Genomic DNA, 19,443 nt, shown 5'->3' on the forward strand with positions numbered 1-19,443 from the left:
CGCGGCCGCGCGCCGCACCATCGATTGCCGGGGCGAGACCCCGGCAATCGGCGCGCCGTCGCCCCGCCGTGAACCGCGCCCGAAAGCCCCCCGGCGAGCAGCAACCCCCTCGGCCGCCGTCATCACCGGGCACGCGCCCGTGGCGGGTTCATACCTCTGGGTGAGGTCGGCGGGGTTCGAGGGGGGCGGGAGCGGAGTTCTGCCTAGGGTGACTCCGGGGGTGGCGGGCAGCCGCTCCGATCGGCGCGTCGACTCATGTACGGGAGTTCGTGTGGCGCAGCAGCACACGGCGTCACTCCGGCTCCGCCTCCGGTACCGCTTCGACCATCTGGTCTCGGGGGGAACGACCGCGCTCATCGGCTGGCTCGCCCTGGCCTGCCTCGCCGTCGTCGTTCCGGCGAGCATGGTCCTCGTCTGGTCCGACCGGGCCGCTCCGGCGACGCTCTCCGGCCGGCTCACCGCCGTGTGGGTCAGCGTCGGTCAGACCTTGAAGATCGGGGGCGCGGTCGGCTCCCCGCTCTACGTGCTGGCGTCCGTAGCGCTCGCGCTGGTGGCGCTGCTCTTCGTGTCGACCCTGGTCGGTCTGATCACGACGGGCATCAACCGGCGCATCATGTCGCTGCGCCTCGGTCACTCCACCGTGCTGGAGACCGGGCACACCGTCGTACTGGGCTGGTCGGACCAGGTGTTCCCCGTGATCGGCGAGCTGGTGGCCGCCCACGCGAACCAGCGTCGCTCCGCCATCGCCGTGCTCGCCCCGCAGGACAAGGTGTGGATGGAGGACGAGATCTCCGCGCGCGTCGGCGACAGCGGCAGGACGCGGATCATCTGCCGCAACGGGAGCACCACCGACCCCACGGAGCTGGGCCGGGTGAGTCCGCGAACGGCGAAGGCGGTGCTGGTGCTGCCTCCCACGGGGGACACCGGGGACGCTCATGTCGTCAAGACGCTGCTCGCCCTCGACGCGGCCGTCCCCGGGCCCGGCGAGGAGGCACCGGTGGTGATCGCCGCCGTCCGCGACTCCCGCAACCACGTGACCGCCAGGCTGGCCGCGGGGCCCTTCGGGCATGTCCTGTGCGTCGACGACATCGTCGCCCGGCTCCTCGTCCAGACGGCCCGGCAGCCCGGTCTCTCGCTCGTCTACTCGGAGTTGCTGGATTTCGAGGGCGACGAGTTCTACCCGGCCGCCGCCGAGGGCCTCGTGGGGCGTACGTTCGGCGAGGTGCTGCTGTGCTTCGCCACGTCCTCGGCGGTCGGTCTGCTGCACGCCGACGGGAGCGTCACCCTCAATCCGGATCCGGGGGCCACGATCGGCCCGGCCGACCGGATCATCGTCATCTCCCGCGACGACGACACGGTCTTACCGGTGGACGTGGCCTCCCATGTCGAGGAGGACGCCATCGTGACGGGCGCTCCCCGCACCGCCCGGGCGGAGCGATTGCTCCTGCTCGGCTGGAACCGCCGCGCCCCGCTCGTCATCGAGCAGCTCGACCAGTACGTGACCCCGGGAACCACCCTGGACGTCGTGGCACTCGGCGCGTGCGCGGCCACGCACGGCGTCCGCGCCGTCGAGCCCGTCGGGTCCTGCCTCGAAGTGACCTTCCACGACGGGGACATCACCGACCCGTGCACCCTGGCCAAGCTGGACGTGCCCTCGTACGACGGTGTGATCGTGATCGGTGAGACGGAGCCCGAGGTCCCGGACGTGCCCGTCGGCGCCCTCGCCCCGGTGTCGGATCCGCAGGCGCGGGCGGACGACAGGACGCTGGTCGCCCTGCTGCACTTGCGGGCCATCGGGGAGGCCGCGCAGCGTGAACTCTCGCTCACCACCGAGATGTCCGACGACGGCAACCGGCTCCTCGCGCCCGCCCGGGAGGGCGCGGACTTCATCGTGAGCGGCAGGCTGATCAGCCTTCTGATGACGCAGATCTCCGAGAGCCGGTATCTGGCCGCGGTCTTCGAGGAGTTGTTCACGGCGGCGGGACACGAGTTCCATCTCAAGCCGGCCGCGGACTACGTCCGGGCCGGGCATGAGGTCTCGTTCGCCACCGCTGTCGAGTCGGCGCGGCGGCGCCGGGAATGCGCGGTCGGCTACCGGCTGCGCGCGCGGAGCGCCACCGGCCCCGACTACGGGGTGCGGATCAACCCGGACAAGCGGCAGCGGGTCCGGTTCTCCGAGGAGGACTGGCTGATCGTGCTCGCCGAGAGCTGAGGCGCCGCCCGCCCGCCCTGCGCCGCTACGCCGTGTGCACTTCCAGGGCGGTGCGCACCGCGGATTCCAGGGCTCCCTCGATCCACGCGGGCTTGATGGAGGTGTGGCATCCGGCGAAGTGCAGGTTGCCCTCGGCCGTGCGGACGTGGGGGAAGAGCTCGGTGTGCTGGCCGGGCAGCAGTACGGACGCCTCGCCGTAGGCGTACGGGTCGCGCATCCAGGACTGGGTGCGGCCGACGCCGGTGTAGAACACCTCGATGCGCTGCCCGAACACCTCCTGGACTCCGGCGAGGGCGCGCGGGTAGCGCTCCTCGTCGTCCAGGGAGTCCCACTTCAGGGCGTCGTCCGACCAGCTGTAGGAGGCGAGGATGACGCCGCCGGGGCTGCCTTCGACCGGGTAGGAGGGCTGGAACATGAAGCGGTTGGGGTTGTCGGTGGCGGAGCCGCCGCCGATGACGCCGGCCGCCTCGGGCTGGTCGCGGGTGACCACGCGGCTGGCGGCGTAGTGGGAGCGCTGGCCCGCCGAGATGTGGCCCTCGGGCACGGAGGAGTGGGAGCCCAGCAGGGTTCCGTTCGCCGGGGTCTGCCCGGTCTGGTACTTCCGGTAGAGGCCGGGCTGCACGGCCTCGAGCTCGCGCTTCCAGTCGGCCTCGTCGAACTCCCACCAGCGGCGGCTGAATTCGAGCAGCACCTTGGTGGCGGCGTCGTAGTGCAGCTCGGTGACCGCGCGCCGCTTGCCGTAGGAGAGCGCGGGGGTGATGGGGATGTGCCGCAGCCCGGAGAAGGGGACGGTGATGATGGCGGTGTCGCCGGTGAAGGTCTCGCGCCGCACGGGACTGCCGCCGCGGCCCTCGGAGACGGTCTCGATGGTGACCTTGCCCTCGCCGTGGGTGATGCGCGTGGCACGGCGGTCGAGCCGTACGAGGTCCTTGACGCGGGCGTACAGAGCGTCGGCCAGGGTGGCCGTGCCGTCGGGCAGTTCGTAGAAGGCGGTGTCGGGGCTGATCAGGGAGGCGCCGATGAAGCTGTGGACGAAGGCGAGGTGCAGGCGGGAAGTCAGGTTCTCGACGGTTCCGATCAGGTCGATGGTCCGCTCGTCGAGCTTGGCCTCCTCCGTCAGGAAGCGATACATCGACATGTGGCCGTAGCGCTGGATGACGCGCGCCCAGCCCTCGACGAGTTCCTTGTCCTTCTTGCCCTCGATCTCCTTGCGCACCGGGGCGAAGGCGTCGCGGACGATCTGCGGGGCGGGGACGGACTCGTACGCCTTCGGCACTCCGAAGGAACGGTTGAGCACCTGCGGGGCGCGCGCGTAGTCGGCGCGGCGGACGCGGATGCCGTTGACGTGGATCCACGTGCGGTAGGCGGGGCGGCCGGCTCCGTCGACGTCGACCAGGTGGAAGCGCCGGCGCTTGAGGCCGAGGCCGTCCATCAGTCCGGTGACCAGCGGGTGGCTGTCGGGGATGCGCATCGCGCCGGCCTCGGCGTACTGCTTGGGGTCGGCGAAGGGCTGGGCGGCGTTCTCGTGGCCGCCGGTACGGAAGGTCTTGATCCGACCACCCACCCGGTTGGCGTTGGCCTCGATGACGGTGACCCGGTGGCCGGCCTCGCGCAGGAGGTGGGCGGCGGTGAGGCCGGCCGGCCCGGCGCCGACGATCAGCACCTTCTTGCCGGAACGGCGCGAGCGGGGCAGGCCGTTCTTCAGGAGGATGTCGGCGTAGCGCGGCACGAGCGGCTGGTCCGCGTCGTCCCTTACGAGGATGGCCCGGGCGATCGTCAGGCAGGTCCCCCAGTCCGTGACCGCGGCGCCGGGGACCGCCTGCGAGGTCTGGGCGGAGCCGACGGCGACCGCCAGCGCGCCCCCGCCCGCGACGGCGGCCGCGCCTGCGATGACCGTCCGGCGGGAGGGCCGGTGGGACGGCGCCGACGCGGGGCCCGCAGGGGTTCCAGGAGCTTCGGGGGGCTCGGAGTTGGCATCGGGTTCCATGATCATGACCCACACTCTTGCCCCTCGCGCGGGCCCGACCGGCCAGAACGCCCCCGCGCGGGCAAGTACCACCCAGACGTGCGTCGCGAGCCGTCCCGTGCTGACGAACTGGGTTTCGTACGGGCGGCGCCGCCCCCGTTTTTTCGAACGGGCTCCCACGGCCTCCTGGGCAACTGGGGCGCGTGGGGCATCTGTTGCGAGTGGCACCGTTGCTCCCCGGCCCCTTGACAGCCCCGTGGCTCCAGACCATGATCTCAACGAAATCAGCGGGGATTCATGGCTGTAACAACGCAATCAGCAAACCAGAGCACACCTGGCAACCCATTTCGTGGAACCTAGCCCTGGAGGTGAGACGAGTGCTGATCCGCTCGATGACCGAGTCCGAGCTCACCGACGCGTACGGCATCCGCTACCAGCAGATCTACCCGCAGGGGGGCGAGGAGCTCGCCCCGTGGGGTTTCGGGCGCGCGGTGGTCGAGCCGGGCGGGGTCACCGACCCGCACGAGCACGAGGAGAACGAGGTCTTCCTGATCCTGGAAGGCAGCGGGGAGATGGTCATCGGCGACGAGCGCCGATCGGTCGCACCCGGCATGGCCGTGCTCATCCCCGGCCACAGCCCGCACCACATCCGGAACACCGCAGGCACCGACCCCCTGGTCTTCCTGTCGATCTACTGGCCCGCGGACCAGGGCCACATAGAACTCTGAGGAGTGAACAGCGCATGTCCGGGCTCAGCATCGTCACCGCGGCTCCACCGACCCCCAACGGCGACCTCCACCTAGGGCACCTCGCGGGCCCGTACTCCGGTGCCGACATCTACGCACGCGCCTGCCGGCTGCGCGGCCGTCACAGCGTCTTCGCCACCGGCTCGGACGTGCACCAGAGCTACGTCCCGGCCAAGGCCCGGGCGCTGGGAGCCGAACCGCTGGAAATGGCCCAGGGGTTCGCGGACGAGATCGCCGGGATCTTCGCCTCCGCCGGCTTCGCCGTCGACTCCTACGTCCGCCCCCAGCACTCGGCGTTGCACCGGGAGACGGTGTCCGCGTTCATCCGTACCCTGTTCGAGCGCGGGCGCCTTGAGCGGCGCACCGAGCAGTGCCTGTACTGCGACACCTGTGAGCGGTACCTCTTCGAGGCGTACGTCGTCGGCGGCTGCCCGGTCTGCGGGCGTACGAGCGACGGCAACTCCTGTGAGCACTGCGCCCGGCCCAACGTCTGCGCCGACCTGGTCGATCCGCACTGCACCACGTGCGGGGCCGAGCCGTCCCACCGGGAGTACGAGAGGCTGGTACTGCCCCTCGGCCAGTACGCCGACCGGCTCACCGCCTACCACCGGCGCACCGCCATGAGCCCCCAACTCCAGGCTCTGTGCCAGAACATGCTGGAGCACGGGCTGCCGGACATTCCCATCAGCCACCCCACCGACTGGGGCCTGCCGGTTCCCGTCGAGGGCTTCGAGGACCAGCGGATCTACGTCTGGGCCGAGATGGTCCCCGGCTACTTCGCCTCCTTCATCGAGGCCCTGGGCGCCGGGAGCGGCGAGAGCGCCGACTGGCGGAGCGTGTGGAACCATCCCGACACCGAACTGGTGCAGTTCTTCGGCTTCGACAACGGCTACTTCCACACCGTGCTGCACCCCGCGCTGATGATGGCGTACGACGAGACGCTGCGGCTGCCGAGTTCCTTCGTCACCAACGAGTTCTACCTGCTCGAAGCGGCCAAGTTCTCCACCAGCCGCCGGCACGCCATCTGGGCGTCCGACTTGCTCACCCATCTCCCCGCCGACGTCGCCCGCTTCGTCCTCGCCCACGACCGGCCGGAGGACGAACGGACCGACTTCACCTGGCCCCGGTTCCGCCAGCTCGCCGACGGAGAGCTCGCGGGCCGCTGGCAGCCGTGGCTCCAGAGCCTCTTCGACCGCCTGGCCACCCAGTTCGACGGACGGATACCGGAGGCGTTCCCGGCCACACCCGCGCAACGCCGCCTGCTGGCGGACCTCGCCGCCCTCGCCGAGCGGGGTGACCGCGCGTACGGGGCCGAAGGCTTCTCCCCCCAGCTCGCCGCCCGGACCCTCACCGACATCGTGACGACCGCGCGCGGTTTCGCGGCGGCCCACAGCCGGTTGTACGAGAGCCGGCCCGGCTCGCCGGAGGCCGGCGCCGCGCTCGCCGCGGAGGCCGCGGCCGCCCACCTGCTCGCCCAGCTCGCCACGCCGGTCATGCCGGAGTTCGGCGCGCGCCTGTGGCGGGCCCTCGGCCGCACCGGCGAACCCGCGCGCCGCCCCGTGGGCACCCTGCCCTCCGGCGGGCTCACCACTGCCGGGATCACCTTCTTCACGCCGCTCCCCTCCGACCTGGAGGCCAAGGTGATGGGCGCGTGACCGACCGGACCGCAGCCGCATGAGGGACACCGTCAAGCACGACGTCAAGCACGACGTCCAGCACGACGTCCTGGTCATCGGGGCGGGGGTGGTCGGCCTGTCGACCGCCCGCGAGCTGGCCCGCCGGGGCCGGTCGGTCACGGTGGTCGACCGGTACCCACCCGGTCGTACCGGCCCCTCCGCCGCCGAGTCCCGCATCCTGCGCTGCGCCTACGGATCACGGGCCTGGTACTCCGCCCTGTCCTGGGAGTCCGTGCGGTACTGGCGGGAACTGGAGCGGGAGGCCGGCGAGGAGCTGCTCGTCACCCGCGGTGTCCTCAGCCTCGCCTCCACCGGGCCGGACGGCACGGCGGGACCGGAGTGGGAGGAGGAATCCCACTCCGCCCTGCGGCAACTCGGGATCCCCGCCGAGCGGTTGAGCCCCGGATCGGCCCGGCGGCGGTTCCCCGGTCTGGGCACGGCGGATCTTCACTTCGTCCTCCACGAGCCCGCCTCCGGCGTGCTCCGCGCCCGGCGGGCCGTGCGGGCGCTCGCGGCGTCGGCCGAGCGCCGTGGCTGCCGGTTCGTACGGGGCACCGCGACGCCGGCGGCAGGTGCGGTGCTCGTCGACGGAGTGGCGTGCACGGCGGACACGGTGGTCTGGGCCGTCGGGACGGCCCTGCCCGCGCTCCACCCGGGGCTGACCTCGGCCCGCGCCACGGCCCAGGTCGCCTACTACCTGGCCGCGGATTCGGCCGCCCGCACGACACCGGCTCCGGCGCCGGCTCTGACACCGGCTCTGGCACCGGCCCCGGCCTGGATCGACCGCAACCACGCCGTGTACGGCATCGGAGCGTTCGACGGCCGGGGAGCCAAGGTCGTCCCGGACGTCGGGACGCCCCTCGAGGCCGAGCCGCCTCCCGGCGGCCACCGCGCGGGCCCGCCACCGGCGCTGCCCGACGGCACCACCGCCTACCTGCGGCGACGGTTCCCCGCGCTGGCCGGGCTCCCGGTGGCCTCGGTGGAGGAGTGCGGCTACGCGGCCACGGCGGACGAGGAGTTCGTCCTCGGACGGCATCCGGCACACGAACACGTATGGCTGGTCGGAGGCGATTCCGGCCACGGCTTCAAGAACGCTCCTGCTTGGGGGAAGTACGTATGCGACGCGATCGACGGCACGACGACGGTGCATCCCCGGTGGCGGTTGCACTAGCCCACCTTCCGGGCCCCGACGGCACCCGCCCGCAGGACTGCCCACGGGACGACGATCCACAGGGCGACCCGACGGACCACCCTTCGGACCACCCTTCGGACGACCCGGCAGACCATCCGACGGGCGACATCACGGACGACATCACGGCCGACCCGACGGACGACCCGCTGCTCACGGCACTGGCTCGTCTGCCACGGTCCGAGCGCCCGGAGGGCTACGGCGAGGACATCGATCACGCACACCAAGTGCTGCTCTCCGACGCCGCCGTGGACGAGAAGAAGGCCGCGCTGATGCTCTGGTTCGGCCGCCACCAGCCGTGCGTCTTCGCCAAGGTCGCCGCCCGCGCGAACGCCCACCCGGCGCTCGACGTCTGCTGGATCGACGACACCGACCTCGACCGGGGCGCCGGCCACGTCTGGCAACGGCTCCAGGAGGCGCGCGCCGCCTGGAAACGGCGGGCCACCGAGGGCCTTACCAGCAGCCTCCAAGTGATGTTCAACAGCGCACGGCTCGCCCACACACCGGCCGGCCCCGAACTCGTCGACGTCATGCTGATCCTGACCGGCCTGTACCTGCCCGAGTGGGCGCCGTTGGAGGCCGACACCATCTGTCTCGACGGCATCCCGTTGCGCCGGCCGGACGGAGCGCTGGAGCTGTACGCGGCCAGCATGACCACCTTCTTCACCGGCGCGCACCTGACCAGGACACACGACCACCGCGTCCCGGGCGGTGTCCTGCTCAACATCAACGCCGTGGGCCACCACACCTCGGCGAGCTACGACACCGGCCAGTTCCCCAACCGTGGCGCAGCGGTCCGCCGCTCCCGCGACACCGCTCGCCGATCCGTCGGCAACGGCGGCATCGGGCACCCGGACAGGCTGCGCAGCACCTGGCACGTGCGACCCGGGGGGAGCAACGAACCGCTCGACAGCCCCCGCCGCCCCGGCTACGTCCCTCCGGACTCCGACCCGGAACGCTACGGGTCGCTCTACCACATCGACGTGACCGTGAACTCGCTGTACGCCGACCCGGAGCCGCTGACCGGAGCGAGCCTCCCCCCGGGAATCGAGAAATGGACGATGATGCTCGACTACTTCACCGCCGGGGAGACCCCCGCCTACCACAACGCCGCCCTGCTGCACGGCATACCGATCCCGCCGGACGAGGCACACGGCGCACCGTGGAAGCCCGAGCCCCGTTCCGGCACCGAGCTCGTGTTCTGATGGCCGCCGCCGACCCGCCCTCGATCCCGGCCGAGCACCCGCTGCTGCGTCTGCGGCCCGGCACCCGCCTGTGGATCGCGGGGACACCGCACACCGTGCGCACCGCCGTGCAGGTGGACGGCGGTACCCAGCGCTGGGCCGAGTACCTCCTGGACGGCCCGCGGGCCGGCCGGTGGCTGGCCGTCGAGGCGCTGCCCCAGGGCTCCGTACGCCTCTCCCGATGGGTCCGGACCGAGGCGGGCCCGACGGGCTTCGATCCCGAGCGGCCCGCGGCACGCGGGGTACCCCTGGTGGAGACCGAACGCGGTGAGGCAGAGTTCACCGCCACCGGTGATCTGTCCGCACTGCCCGGCCTGCCGCCGGCCGGGCGGCTGAGGTTCGTCGACTACGCCGGGGACGGCGTGCACGCCTCGCTGGAGTGGCTCGGGCCCGGTGCCCCGGCGCTCCTCGGCACCCGGACGGACGTCGTACCGCCTGCCGGGCTGACCATCGAGGCTCCCCCGGAGGACTCCGAGCTTCCCGAGCTCCCCGACCCCGTGGAGCCCCCCGATCTCAAGGAGGAAACCCGTGCCTGACACGGCCGCAGCGGACTGGATCACCGACTTCTTCACCGACATCTACACCGACTCCGACCTCGAACTGCGCGACACCCGGACCACCGACGCCATGGTCCGGTGCGTCACCGACGCCCTGCGGCTTCCGGCGGGCGCGAGCCTGCTCGATCTGGCCTGCGGTACGGGACGCCACAGCGTTCCGCTCGCCGCGGCGGGCTACACCGTCACCGGCGTCGACCTGATGGAGCCCTACCTGGAGCGGGCGCGGGCCCGGGCCCTCGCGGCGGGCAGCACCGCACGGTTCGTCCGCGCGGACATGCGCGACCTCGGCCCCCTGCCGCAGGGCGGTTTCGACGCGGTGGTGAGCCTGCACACCAGCTTCGGCTTCTTCGACACCGAAGAGGCGGACCTCGCCGTCCTCGAACAGGTCCGTGGCGTTCTCTCCCCCGGCGGCAGGCTGCTCATCGACGTGATGAACCGCGACTGGTTCCTCAGCCAGAGCGGTGAGTCATTCGGTGTCGGGCCGGGCGAGTTCATCGTCCGTAACTTCGAGGTCGACGGGCCGGTCACCCATCTGTACGAGGAGCGCTTCTCGCCGCTCACCAGCCGGATCCGCTGGCACATCCGCACCGCGGGCACCGCCCCGGAACGCTCCGCAACCGCCGACTACCGGGTCTACAGCGCGCACGAGCTGTGCCGGCTGCTGGACCGGGCCGGATTCCAGGTCACCGACGTGTACGGCGACTACGACCTGAGCCCCTTCCACGTGCACGCGCCGCACCTGATCATCACGGCCCGCCGAGCCTGAACCGCCCCTCCCTTGCTGCTCATTCCGCGTTTCCACGAGAGAGAAGTGAACCGACGTGACCTCGACGACCGCCCTGTCCGACGTGATCCGTACCCAGGCCGACGCCCTCACACGGCTGGCCGACACCGACCTGTCCGGTCCCGCGGAGAGGCTGGCCGGAGCGCGGCGCGTCCTGCTCATCGGCACCGGCACCAGCCAGCACGCCGCCGAACTCGGCGCCATGATGCTCGGCCACGCCGGGATCGACGCCCGCTGGTCCTCCGCCGCCCAGTTCGCCCGCTGGGGGGCACCGCTGCGAAAGGGTGACGCCATGGTGGTGATCACCCACACCGCCGAGACCGCCTTCGCCCTCACCTGCCGGGAACAGGCCCTGGCCGCCGGAGTGCCGGTCGTCTCCGTCACCGGCAACGGGTCCGGCTGGCCCGATGCCGTCGAGACCGTCGAGCGCGAACGATCCGAGACGTACACCGCCAGTTACACCGCCGCGCTCGCCGTCCTCGCCGGCATCGCCGCCCGTCTGGGTGCCGAGGAGTACGGCCCCCAGGCCCTGCGGCGTACGGCCGAGGCGGTACGGGCGGCGGTGGCCGGCCCGGGGATCGACGAGATCGCCTTCCCGGCCCGCTCCCTGGCCGTGATCGGTGCCGGCCCGTGGGGCGTCACGGCACGCGAGGGCGCCCTCAAGATCCGAGAGGCGTCGCGGACCCTCGCGGAGGGCTTCGAAGCGGAGAACTACCTCCACGGCTCGGCGGTCCCGTTCGGCACCTCCGACGGGCTGGTCCTGCTGGAGCCCGCGCGGGACCCGGACGGGCTGGTCGCCGCGCTCGGCGAGGCCGCGCGCCTGGAGGGCATCACCGTCAGCACCCTCGCCGACGGCACGGAGGACCTGCCGCCGGTCCTGGCCCAGCTGCCGATGACCGCCCGGCTCCAGCTCCTCGCGGACCGGTTCGCCGGGATACGGCGCCAGGACCCCGACGTGGCCATCGTGGGCGCCTGGGCGGAGAAGCACCTGTGGACCCTGGGCGCCCCCACGGTCTGACCCGCCATCGGCAAGCGGCCGGAGTACGAGTGGCTGCGCGGGCGGGGCAGTGAGGGCGCCCCCCTTGCCGGCCGCCACCAGCATCAGGACGGCGCGGACCGCCCGTGACGAGCCCGCCGTAACCGATCGGTATCGCGGCGGATCGCGGTGCCTCCCCGGCCGAGCTGGAGACACCGTGCTCAGCCGCCTCGCCCATGCCTGGGCCGTGGCCGGCGAGGAGCGATGGGAACGAGGCGGAGCCCCTCGACCGGGAAACAGCCCTGGCCGCCGGGGAGGTGTTCGGGCCAGAGCATTCCCGGACCCTCGCGGCCCGTCACCTGCGGGCGACGGTCCTGCTCCGGCTGCACGGATGGCAGGAGGCCGAGGAGTTGCGCCGCCACGTCATCGCGGCGCCCGAGTCCGTGCTCGGCCTCGAGCACTCCCACACCTTGTACACCCGCACCGACCTGGCAACGGTCCACGGAGAGCTGGATGGCCTTCGTTCGTTCCGTCGGGGCGAGGGCCTGATCCACTCAGCGGATCAGGCCCCCTGCCTGCGTTTCGGGTACCTGTCAGCGCGTCAGTTGACGTTGACGCCCTTCCACGCGGCCGCCACCTGCTGGTATTCGGTGCCGGTCGAGCCGTACAGGTCGGCCGTCGCCTGCAGGGTCGCGGTGCGCGCCCCCGCATAGTCGGTGGTCGACGTCATGTAGGTCGAGAGCGCCTTGTACCAGATCTTGTAGGCCTTGGTCCGCCCGATCCCGGTGACGGTGGAGCCGTCGTAGGTGGGCGAGCTGTAGGACACGCCGTTGATGGTCTTCGCGCCACTGCCCTCGGAGAGCAGGTAGAAGAAGTGGTTGGCGACGCCCGAGGAGTTGTGCACGTCGAGCCGGCCGACGGTCTTCGACCAGTAGTCGGCGGAGGCTCCGTCCTTGCTGGGCTTGTCCATGTAGCGCAGCGGGGTGCCGTTGCCGCGGATGTCGATCTTCTCGCCGATGAGGTAGTCACCGATGTCGGAGGAGTTGTTCGCGAAGAACTCCACCGAGGTGCCGAAGATGTCGCTGGTGGCCTCGTTGAGGCCGCCGGACTCGCGGCTGTAGTTCAGCTTGGCGGTGGCGGCGGTCAGGCCGTGGCTCATCTCGTGGCCCGCGACGTCCAGTGAGGTCAGCGGCTTGAGGTTGTTGGCGCCGTCGCCGTACGTCATGCAGAAGCAGCTGTCGGACCAGAAGGCGTTGACGTAGGCATTGCCGTAGTGGACACGGGAATACGCGGCCTTGCCGTCACCGGCGATGCCGTTGCGGCCGAGCTCGGCCCGATAGAAGTCCCAGGTCACGGCAGCGCCGTAATGGGCGTCGACGGCGGCGGTCTGGCGGTTCGTCGGTGAACCGTCACCCCACTTGTCGTCGGCGTCGGTGAAGAGCGTGCCGGTCGCGGTGGACGTCGCGCCGTTCAGGTCGTAGGTCTTGTGGCCGCCGCGGCCCGCGTCGGCCAGGCTGTACGTCGATCCGCTCAGGGTGGTGCCGAGCGTGACGGGGCCGGAGTACTCGCTGGTGCCGGTGCCGGTGTCGATGGCCTCGTACGAGTAGATCTCCGCGCCGGTGGCGGCGTCGGTGATGACGTGGCGCTCACTGGGGGTGCCGTCGGGCTGGGTGCCGGTGACGACGGCCTCGTAGGCGAAGACCGGGGTGCCGGACGCGGCCCAGACCACCTGGCGGGAGCCGGCGGGCGCGGCCTTCGGGGAGCGGGCGGCGGACGGGGCTATTCGCGCCTCGGTGCCCTTGGTGGCCTTCCGGCTGCCGTCCTTCTTCTGATGGACGACCAGGTCGCCGCCGAGGACGGGCAGGCCGGCGTAGGTGCGCTCGTAGCGGGTGTGGACCGTGCCGTCGGCGTCCTTGATCACATCGCGGGCGACGAGCCGTTCCTGGTCGGAGAGGCCGATGGCGCGCGCGGTGCCGGCCGCTTCGGTCTGCGCGGCGGAGATCGCCTGGGCGCGTGCGGTGGTCGACAGCGTGAGGGCGGTGGCTCCCGCCTCGCGCTCGGCCGCCGCGTTGGCGGAACCGCTCTGGACGGCGAGCACGACCATCGCCGCCGATGCGACGACAGCAGCGGTGCGCAGCACACGGGTCCGGCTGCGGGAGGTGGGGGATGAAGAGATGTGGCGGATCACTCGTTCTCCTTCGTTGCCGTGGGGGCGGCTGCGAGATTGCCAGGAAGGAGCGAGTGTTTGACAGGTATGCAACAAGAATTTACCTGTTGTTGTCCGGAGAGAGGACTTTCGTGTCCGCTCAACGGTCAAAAACGGAACATTCCGCTTGGCCCCGGGCCAGTTGACATCCGGGACCAAGCGGACACCGGTCAAACGCCGGGGATCTGACGGGCCTTGAAGGCGGCGCGGACGGCGTCCGCCGCGGTTCCGCCGTACATGCGCTGAGCGGTGGCGATCGTCGTCAGCGCCGCGTCCTGGAAGCTCGTGCCGGGCGCGAAGCCGAACTGCGCGTTCACGATGACGCGGTCGGCGGCGCGGGCCCCCAGGGCACCCCGGATGTCGAAGAGGGCGCGGGACCAGATCTCACCGTCCGCGTGGACCTCGCCCACCTTGTCCGCGTACACCTTGGTCCCGTCGATCCGGCGCAGGCAGTGCGGGGCGGCGCTGTAGGAGACCGAATCCCAGTCGGCGACGCACGCCAGGTCCGCCTTCCGCGGCCAGCCGTAGACGGCGTCCGCGTGGGCACCGACCTCGACGGCCAGGTAGTCGCCGAAGGCCTCGCCTATCGCGCCGGCCTCCGGGGAGGTGCCGAAGCCGGGGACCTGCGCGTTGTGCACCGCGTGTCCGTACTCGTGGACGATCACCTCGGCGTCCTCGGCGTCGTCGACGCTTCCCTTGCCGAAGCGGATCTCGGCCTTCTTGTCGGTGAAGAAGGAGTTGTCGGCGCCGTATTGATTGAGGCGGACCGGCTGGGCCCTGTCGTTGGCCCCGGGGAGCTCGCTGCCAAAGCCCAAGCCCTGCAGGTACTCCTGCGCCTCGTTGACCCAGAAGTAGGCCATGACCTGCTCGAACTGGTCGTCGGAGCGGTTGTACCCGGCCGCCTCCGCGACCTTCGCGGAGGCACCCGTCTCCGATCTGACGTACGCCCACTTCCCGGAGAGCCCGCCGCTGCCGTCCAGGTTGCGCAAGGCGGCCGTGGTGTAGGCCGAGGCGGGCACGGCGTCAACGGCGTCCTTGGCATCGGTGAGCGTCTGATCGCCCGAGGACTGCACGGGGTTGACCATGAAGACGCGGCCCTGAGGCAGGGGTGCGGCGGCGGGGGCGGGCCCGGACGCCGAGGCCGGTCCGGCCAGGGTGAACAGTGCGACGGCGGCGGTGGCGGCAGCGGTCAGGCCGCGAGGGGAACGGCGGAGCATGAACATCCTCCTGTGATGGATGTGATGTACCGAAGATTCGTAAGTGGCGCGGTGCGGACGCGATCTTTGCTCAACCGGGCGGACTTTGACCAGACCCCGGCCCGCGGCATCTCGCTCGCGGGGAAGTTCAGAAGCGTCCCCGTGCTCCGCCCAGGCCGTCCGGGACTCCTGTCCATGCCCCGATCATCGAGCCCGGGAGCAGCGTCTTCCCTGCTCGGCGGGGGTGCGGTGGAGATGCTCGGCTTCTTCCGCCGATCGGTTAATCTACGTAACTCAGTTCGATCATCGCAGTCGCCACCTCCCGTCAGGGCATCCGTAATCCTTCCGTGCAGGGTCCTCGGCTCGCGATACGGAATAGTGGTGGTGTCGTGGAAGAGCTCTATTTCACTCTCCTCGGTGAGGTTCGGATCGAGCGCGACGGCATTCCGGCCGGGGGCAATTCACCTCAGCAGCAAGCCCTCTTGTGCGCGCTGCTCCTGCGTTCGGGGCGCGGCGCGGCGGCCCACGAGCTGATCGGGGCCATCTGGGGAGACGATGCCCCCGATTCCGCTCTGGCCAATCTCCGCACGTACGCCTGGCGGTTGCGCCAGACCCTCGAAGTGGACCGTTCCACCCACCGGCGGTGGTCAGGTTCTGCCGGTCCATCACCGCCATGCCGCGGATCTTCGCCTCCAGGCCCTGGCCCCGGCCCTCCTGGTACTGGTAGACGATCACGCCGCGCCCCTCGCGGGCGATCAGCTCCATCGAGCTGCGCAGCTGGTCGGCGCAGTCGCAGTCCATCGAGGAGAAGGTCTCGCTGAACAGACAGGCGGAGTGGATCCGCACCAGGGTGCCCGGCTGGTCCAGGGGCCCGCGGTGCAGGGCCACGCACGTCCGGTCGGACAGGCCGGGCTCCCCCGGTGGCACCGAGACGGTGAAGCCTCCGAACGGGGTCTGCAGCTCGGTGCTGACCTGGGTGTGCAGCTGAAGCAGCTCACTGGTCACGACGTGCGTTCCTTTCGCAAGAAGGACTCCAGCCCGCGGAGTCCGGTGGTCAGTTCGCCCTCGTCGATGGCGTGGGTGATACGGAAGTGCAGGGTTGCGGCGGGCAGTCCGAAACCCGAGCCGGGGCACAGGGCGACGCCGTGGCCTTGCAGCAGCTCTTCCTGCAGGGCGAGGTCGGTGGCGAATCCGGGAGCGTGCAGCTTGACCGTGGTGTTGTAGTTGCAGTCCGCGGGAATCTGGTCGACCAGGTCCGCGTTGCGGGCGCAGAACTCGGCGACCTGGGCCGCCCGGTCGGCCAGCCAGCTCCGGTTGCGCCGCCACACCTCGGCCTCGTCGCACCCGGGCTCCGGGCAGGACCCGCCCCTGTCGTGCAGCGCCTCGTGCCGCACCAGGTGCGACCACAGGGTGTTCCCGGCCAGCGGCGGGTTGCCCATGTCGTCGCCCAGGGTCCGCACCAGGCCGTGGAGCTTGGAGCCCATGACGCGGGCCGACGCGAGGACGTAGCCCAGGCGGTACTCCGCCATCAGGTACCGCTTGGAGGCGGTGACGATCCGGATGACGTGGTCGGCGCCGAGCGCGGGCGGGTTGCGGTGGAAGCGGCCGTCACGCGGGAAGACGTCGCCGGATTCGTCGACCACGACCGGCACGCCGTGCCGACCCGCGAGCGCCACCACCTCGGTCAGCCAGTCGTCCCCGTAGTACTGGAAGAACGGGTTGGAGGGGTTGACCAGGAATAGCGCCCGGGTTTCCGCGGTCAGCGCGGCCTCGATCCGCACCGGGTCGGGTACGTAGCCGTCCTCGGGGCCGCCGATGACCGAACGCAGCTCGCCGCGTTGCACCAGACGGCCCAGCATCCGGTAGAAGGTCGGTGCGATCGCCAGCACGTGACCGGGTCCGGAGGTCTCGAAGATGTGCTCCACCACCCGGTTCACCGCGTACGTGGCACCCGCGCAGACCGCGATGTTCTCGGGCCGGTAGCCGAATCCGGTGCGCAGGTTCTCCAGTTCCAGCAGGTCGGCACGGAGTTCGGCCGACCCCTGCTCCCAGCCGTAGCCGGGCCGCGGGACGGCCTGGCCGTCCCTGAACGGGGCGAGGGTGGAGAGTGCCGCGTGCGGCAGGTCCAGCGCGCGGGCGGTGGGATATCCCACGGAGAGCCCGGCGACGGTCCGCTCGGCCTTGATCCCGTACGTGGAGTCGAGGTAGGAGCGGAACGCTCCGTATGCGGCGGTGCCGAGGGTGTCGGTACCGCCCAGGGTCACGGTGGTGCTCATGATGCTCCGTAAGTCGCTGCCGGGAACCGCCGCACGGTCCGTTCGACGTCCGCGCGGCAGTCGCCGCCGTCCAGTGCGGTGCGTATCAGTCGGGCAAGGTCTTCCATGGCGTCCTCGCGCATGCCGCGCAGGGTGACTTCCTGCACTCCGAGGCGCAGGAAGCGGTGGTCGCCGAGGGCGCCGCTCACACTGGTGGTGATGCCGTTGGCCAGGCACCGGTGCAAGGCGGTGGCGCGGTCGTCCTCGATGCGGCAGTGCACCTGGTGCGTGCGCGAGAACCGGCCCCCCGCGGTGGTGCGCACGGCCAGCCCCCTCCTCGAACTCCACCAGCGCGATCGCGAGCGCCAACGTCGACGCGGTGTGTACGGACGACACCAAGGCGCCCTCGATGAGGTCCATGGCGGCACCGAACCGCCGGCCGTCCCGCACCGCGACGATGCCCTTCTGCGGTCCGGGGAACGTCTTGTGGGTGCTGCCGCACAGGATGTCGGCGCCCTCGTCCAGGGGGTTGGGGCAGGCTCCCCCGAGGACGAGACCGAGCAGGTGGCTGGCGTCCACCACGATCGTGACGTGCGGCGGGAGCGCGGCCCGCAGCGCCCGTACCGGAACCGGTTCCACCAGCACCGAGGTGTCCAGGTACAGCGCCGTGACGCCCTCCTGCGCGGCGGCCCTGGCGGTACCGGCCACGTCGAAGGCGCCGGCCGCCCGGTCGTAGCGGGTGACCGCGTGGCGGCGTCCGGCACTGGCCAGGATCGGCACCGTCGAGTGGTGGCCCCCCTGATCGGAGGGGACCGTCATCACGGTGTCTCCGGGCCGGGTGGCGGCGAGCACCACGCTGGTCATGGCGTGCACGCCGGACAGGCAGTCCAGCGTGACCCGGTCCGCGCCCAGCATCCGCCGCAGCGCGTCGCGTCCGGCCTTCACGGGGCCACCCACTGCGGGCATCCCGGCGAAGGCGGCGTTGCGCCCGAAGACGCAGACCTCGCGTTCGACGTCCATCAGGTACCGCTGGCCCAGCGGAGTGGCCAGGACGCGCGCGGTACGTGCGGTCAGGCCGTTCTCGTTGGCGTTGAGGGGCAGTCGCATCCGGTCGGCCGCGGCCGCGTCGTGAACGCTCCGTTCGAGCGACCCGGCGTCGGGAACGAGGACCGGGCGCGGGGGGTCGGACAGGAGTACGGCACGGGCGCCGCTCGGCTCAGGCAGCAACGAAGTCTCCTTCCCCGTTCAGCCACCGGCTCCGGCCGGCTCCCCGGATCAGGGAGTCCGCCGCGAGGTTGGACACCACGGCGTGGCTCGCCACCACCAGCGACTCCCAGCTCCGGTGGTCGGCTCCGCAGGAGTGGAGCGCGGTGGCCCAGAGCTCCCAGTCGATGCCGTGTTCCCGCCAGTGCTGCGGGGCGTCGTGGGGGGTGCGGACCAGCGCGTCCAGCAGGGCGCCCAGCCGTCGGGCCGCGCAGTGGTGGTGCTCCGTGGTGTGGCGGAGCAGGGTGCGTACGGCGGCCGGCAGCTCGGGCAGCGGCCCCCGGGCCGGGGGCCCCACGGGACGCACGGTCCGCGGCGGCCGCCCGGCGCGCCGGGCGTCGTCGGCTGCGCGGACGGCGCGCCAGGTCGCGGCCTGGTCGGTGCGGGACAGGACGATGGGCAGCTCGCGCAGCACGTCGGCGGGTTCGTCGGCGGCGTGCACCAGGGTGAGCACGCGGTTGGGAGCGCCCAGGAGGGTCCGCAGGTCGCCGGGAAGGCGTGCCTCGGGCAGGGCGGAGCCCTTGGTCCGGGCGAACAGCGAGCTCGCGGGCGTGGTCAGAGGTCCGGCGGCGAAGCACACGATCAGCAGCCCGTCGCCCGCGTCCAGCACCTCGCGGGTCACCGCGAGGCGGTCGGCGGTGGCCGCGTTCCACTGGTAGCGCCACAGTTCGCGGGCCCGGTTCGCCCCGTAGCGCACGGAGTGCGCGGCAATGACGTCGAACCCCTGGCCGGCGAGGAAGGCCAGAGTGCCGTCGAGGGCTTCGTGCGCGATGCCGTCGGGCCGCAGGGTGAGCAGTGCGGTCCGTTGGAGGGCCGTTGCCCACTGGTCGCCGAGAGCCTTGCGGGCGGTCGCCCATCCGTCCCGGAAGGCTAGGTCGTCGATGTAGTAGTGGATCTTCTCCGGCACGGTGGTCAGCCGCGGCCAGTCGCGGGCGCGGGGCGTCGTACCGGGTGCCGGCACGGTTGTCGGCGCGGTGGTCGGCACGGACATGTGCGGGGGCATGCGCACTTCCTCCTCTTCTTCGGTGCTGGGGTGCCGTGCGCGGGCTTCCCGCCGGGACCGGCACGGGGCCGGTCCCGGCGGGTGTGCGACCTCGGACGCGTGGTGCGTCAGGGACCTCAGGTGACGCGGTGCGCCGCGTACGACTTGTCGACGACGATCTCGAGCTGGTT

14 protein-coding genes are annotated in these 19,443 nt (G+C 71.6%); 8 read left to right on the top strand and 6 right to left on the bottom strand.

Going from position 1 to position 19,443, the window contains the following annotated elements; all coding sequences use genetic code 11:
- Positions 1-271: 271 nt before the first annotated feature.
- Entirely contained in the window at positions 272-2,212 is a 1,941-nt protein-coding gene (locus J7E97_RS13610; protein WP_215026475.1) for an NAD-binding lipoprotein, read from the top strand.
- A 25-nt stretch (positions 2,213-2,237) separates the two neighbouring features.
- On the opposite strand, the gene J7E97_RS13615 is transcribed toward J7E97_RS13610, so the two are convergent.
- Positions 2,238-4,199, bottom strand: a complete 1,962-nt coding sequence (locus tag J7E97_RS13615; RefSeq protein WP_215026589.1) for an NAD(P)/FAD-dependent oxidoreductase — start codon at positions 4,197-4,199, stop codon at positions 2,238-2,240.
- Positions 4,200-4,555: 356 nt separating this feature from the next.
- Here J7E97_RS13615 and J7E97_RS13620 point away from each other — a divergent pair, with 356 nt between their 5' ends.
- From J7E97_RS13620 to J7E97_RS13650, 7 genes are read left to right on the top strand one after another with little or no spacing between them, the layout of a single operon-like run.
- Entirely contained in the window at positions 4,556-4,906 is a 351-nt protein-coding gene (locus J7E97_RS13620) for a cupin domain-containing protein (RefSeq protein WP_215026478.1), read from the top strand.
- 14 nt (positions 4,907-4,920) lie between these two features.
- Positions 4,921-6,579, top strand: coding sequence for a methionine--tRNA ligase (locus J7E97_RS13625; RefSeq protein WP_215026481.1), 1,659 nt, complete (start codon positions 4,921-4,923; stop codon positions 6,577-6,579).
- A 19-nt stretch (positions 6,580-6,598) separates the two neighbouring features.
- A complete protein-coding gene (locus tag J7E97_RS13630) occupies positions 6,599-7,771 on the top strand; it encodes an FAD-dependent oxidoreductase (protein WP_215026484.1) in 1,173 nt (390 codons plus the stop codon).
- Entirely contained in the window at positions 7,756-8,994 is a 1,239-nt protein-coding gene (locus J7E97_RS13635; protein WP_215026486.1) for a hypothetical protein, read from the top strand. The genes J7E97_RS13630 and J7E97_RS13635 overlap by 16 nt, the downstream gene beginning before the upstream one ends.
- Positions 8,994-9,569: a DUF4178 domain-containing protein gene (locus tag J7E97_RS13640; RefSeq protein WP_215026489.1), complete on the top strand. Its 576-nt coding sequence runs from the start codon at positions 8,994-8,996 to the stop codon at positions 9,567-9,569. The genes J7E97_RS13635 and J7E97_RS13640 overlap by 1 nt, the downstream gene beginning before the upstream one ends.
- Entirely contained in the window at positions 9,562-10,356 is a 795-nt protein-coding gene (locus J7E97_RS13645; RefSeq protein ID WP_215026492.1) for a methyltransferase domain-containing protein, read from the top strand. The genes J7E97_RS13640 and J7E97_RS13645 overlap by 8 nt, the downstream gene beginning before the upstream one ends.
- A gap of 55 nt (positions 10,357-10,411) precedes the next feature.
- Positions 10,412-11,392 (top strand): SIS domain-containing protein, encoded by a 981-nt coding sequence (locus J7E97_RS13650; protein ID WP_215026495.1) that lies wholly within the window; start codon positions 10,412-10,414, stop codon positions 11,390-11,392.
- Positions 11,393-11,951: 559 nt separating this feature from the next.
- Here the strand turns inward: J7E97_RS13650 and J7E97_RS13655 are convergent.
- From J7E97_RS13655 to J7E97_RS13675, 5 genes are all read right to left on the bottom strand, one after another.
- Positions 11,952-13,454, bottom strand: coding sequence for a M4 family metallopeptidase (locus J7E97_RS13655; protein ID WP_251054450.1), 1,503 nt, complete (start codon positions 13,452-13,454; stop codon positions 11,952-11,954).
- 272 nt (positions 13,455-13,726) lie between these two features.
- Positions 13,727-14,773 (bottom strand): M4 family metallopeptidase, encoded by a 1,047-nt coding sequence (locus J7E97_RS13660; protein ID WP_215026498.1) that lies wholly within the window; start codon positions 14,771-14,773, stop codon positions 13,727-13,729.
- A gap of 384 nt (positions 14,774-15,157) precedes the next feature.
- On the bottom strand, positions 15,158-15,757 hold the full coding sequence (locus J7E97_RS36980; RefSeq protein ID WP_215026501.1) for a hypothetical protein: 600 nt from the start codon (positions 15,755-15,757) through the stop codon (positions 15,158-15,160).
- Positions 15,754-18,234 carry an aminotransferase class I/II-fold pyridoxal phosphate-dependent enzyme gene (locus J7E97_RS13670; protein WP_215026504.1) on the bottom strand — a complete coding sequence of 827 codons (2,481 nt, stop codon included), beginning with the start codon at positions 18,232-18,234 and terminating at the stop codon, positions 15,754-15,756. The genes J7E97_RS36980 and J7E97_RS13670 overlap by 4 nt, the downstream gene beginning before the upstream one ends.
- Positions 18,224-19,273 carry a nucleoside-diphosphate kinase gene (locus tag J7E97_RS13675; protein WP_215026507.1) on the bottom strand — a complete coding sequence of 350 codons (1,050 nt, stop codon included), beginning with the start codon at positions 19,271-19,273 and terminating at the stop codon, positions 18,224-18,226. Before J7E97_RS13675 ends, J7E97_RS13670 begins: the two co-directional genes overlap by 11 nt.
- Positions 19,274-19,443 lie beyond the last annotated feature (170 nt).

Source organism: Streptomyces sp. ISL-66 (genome assembly GCF_018614135.1).
Lineage (GTDB): Bacteria > Actinomycetota > Actinomycetes > Streptomycetales > Streptomycetaceae > Streptomyces.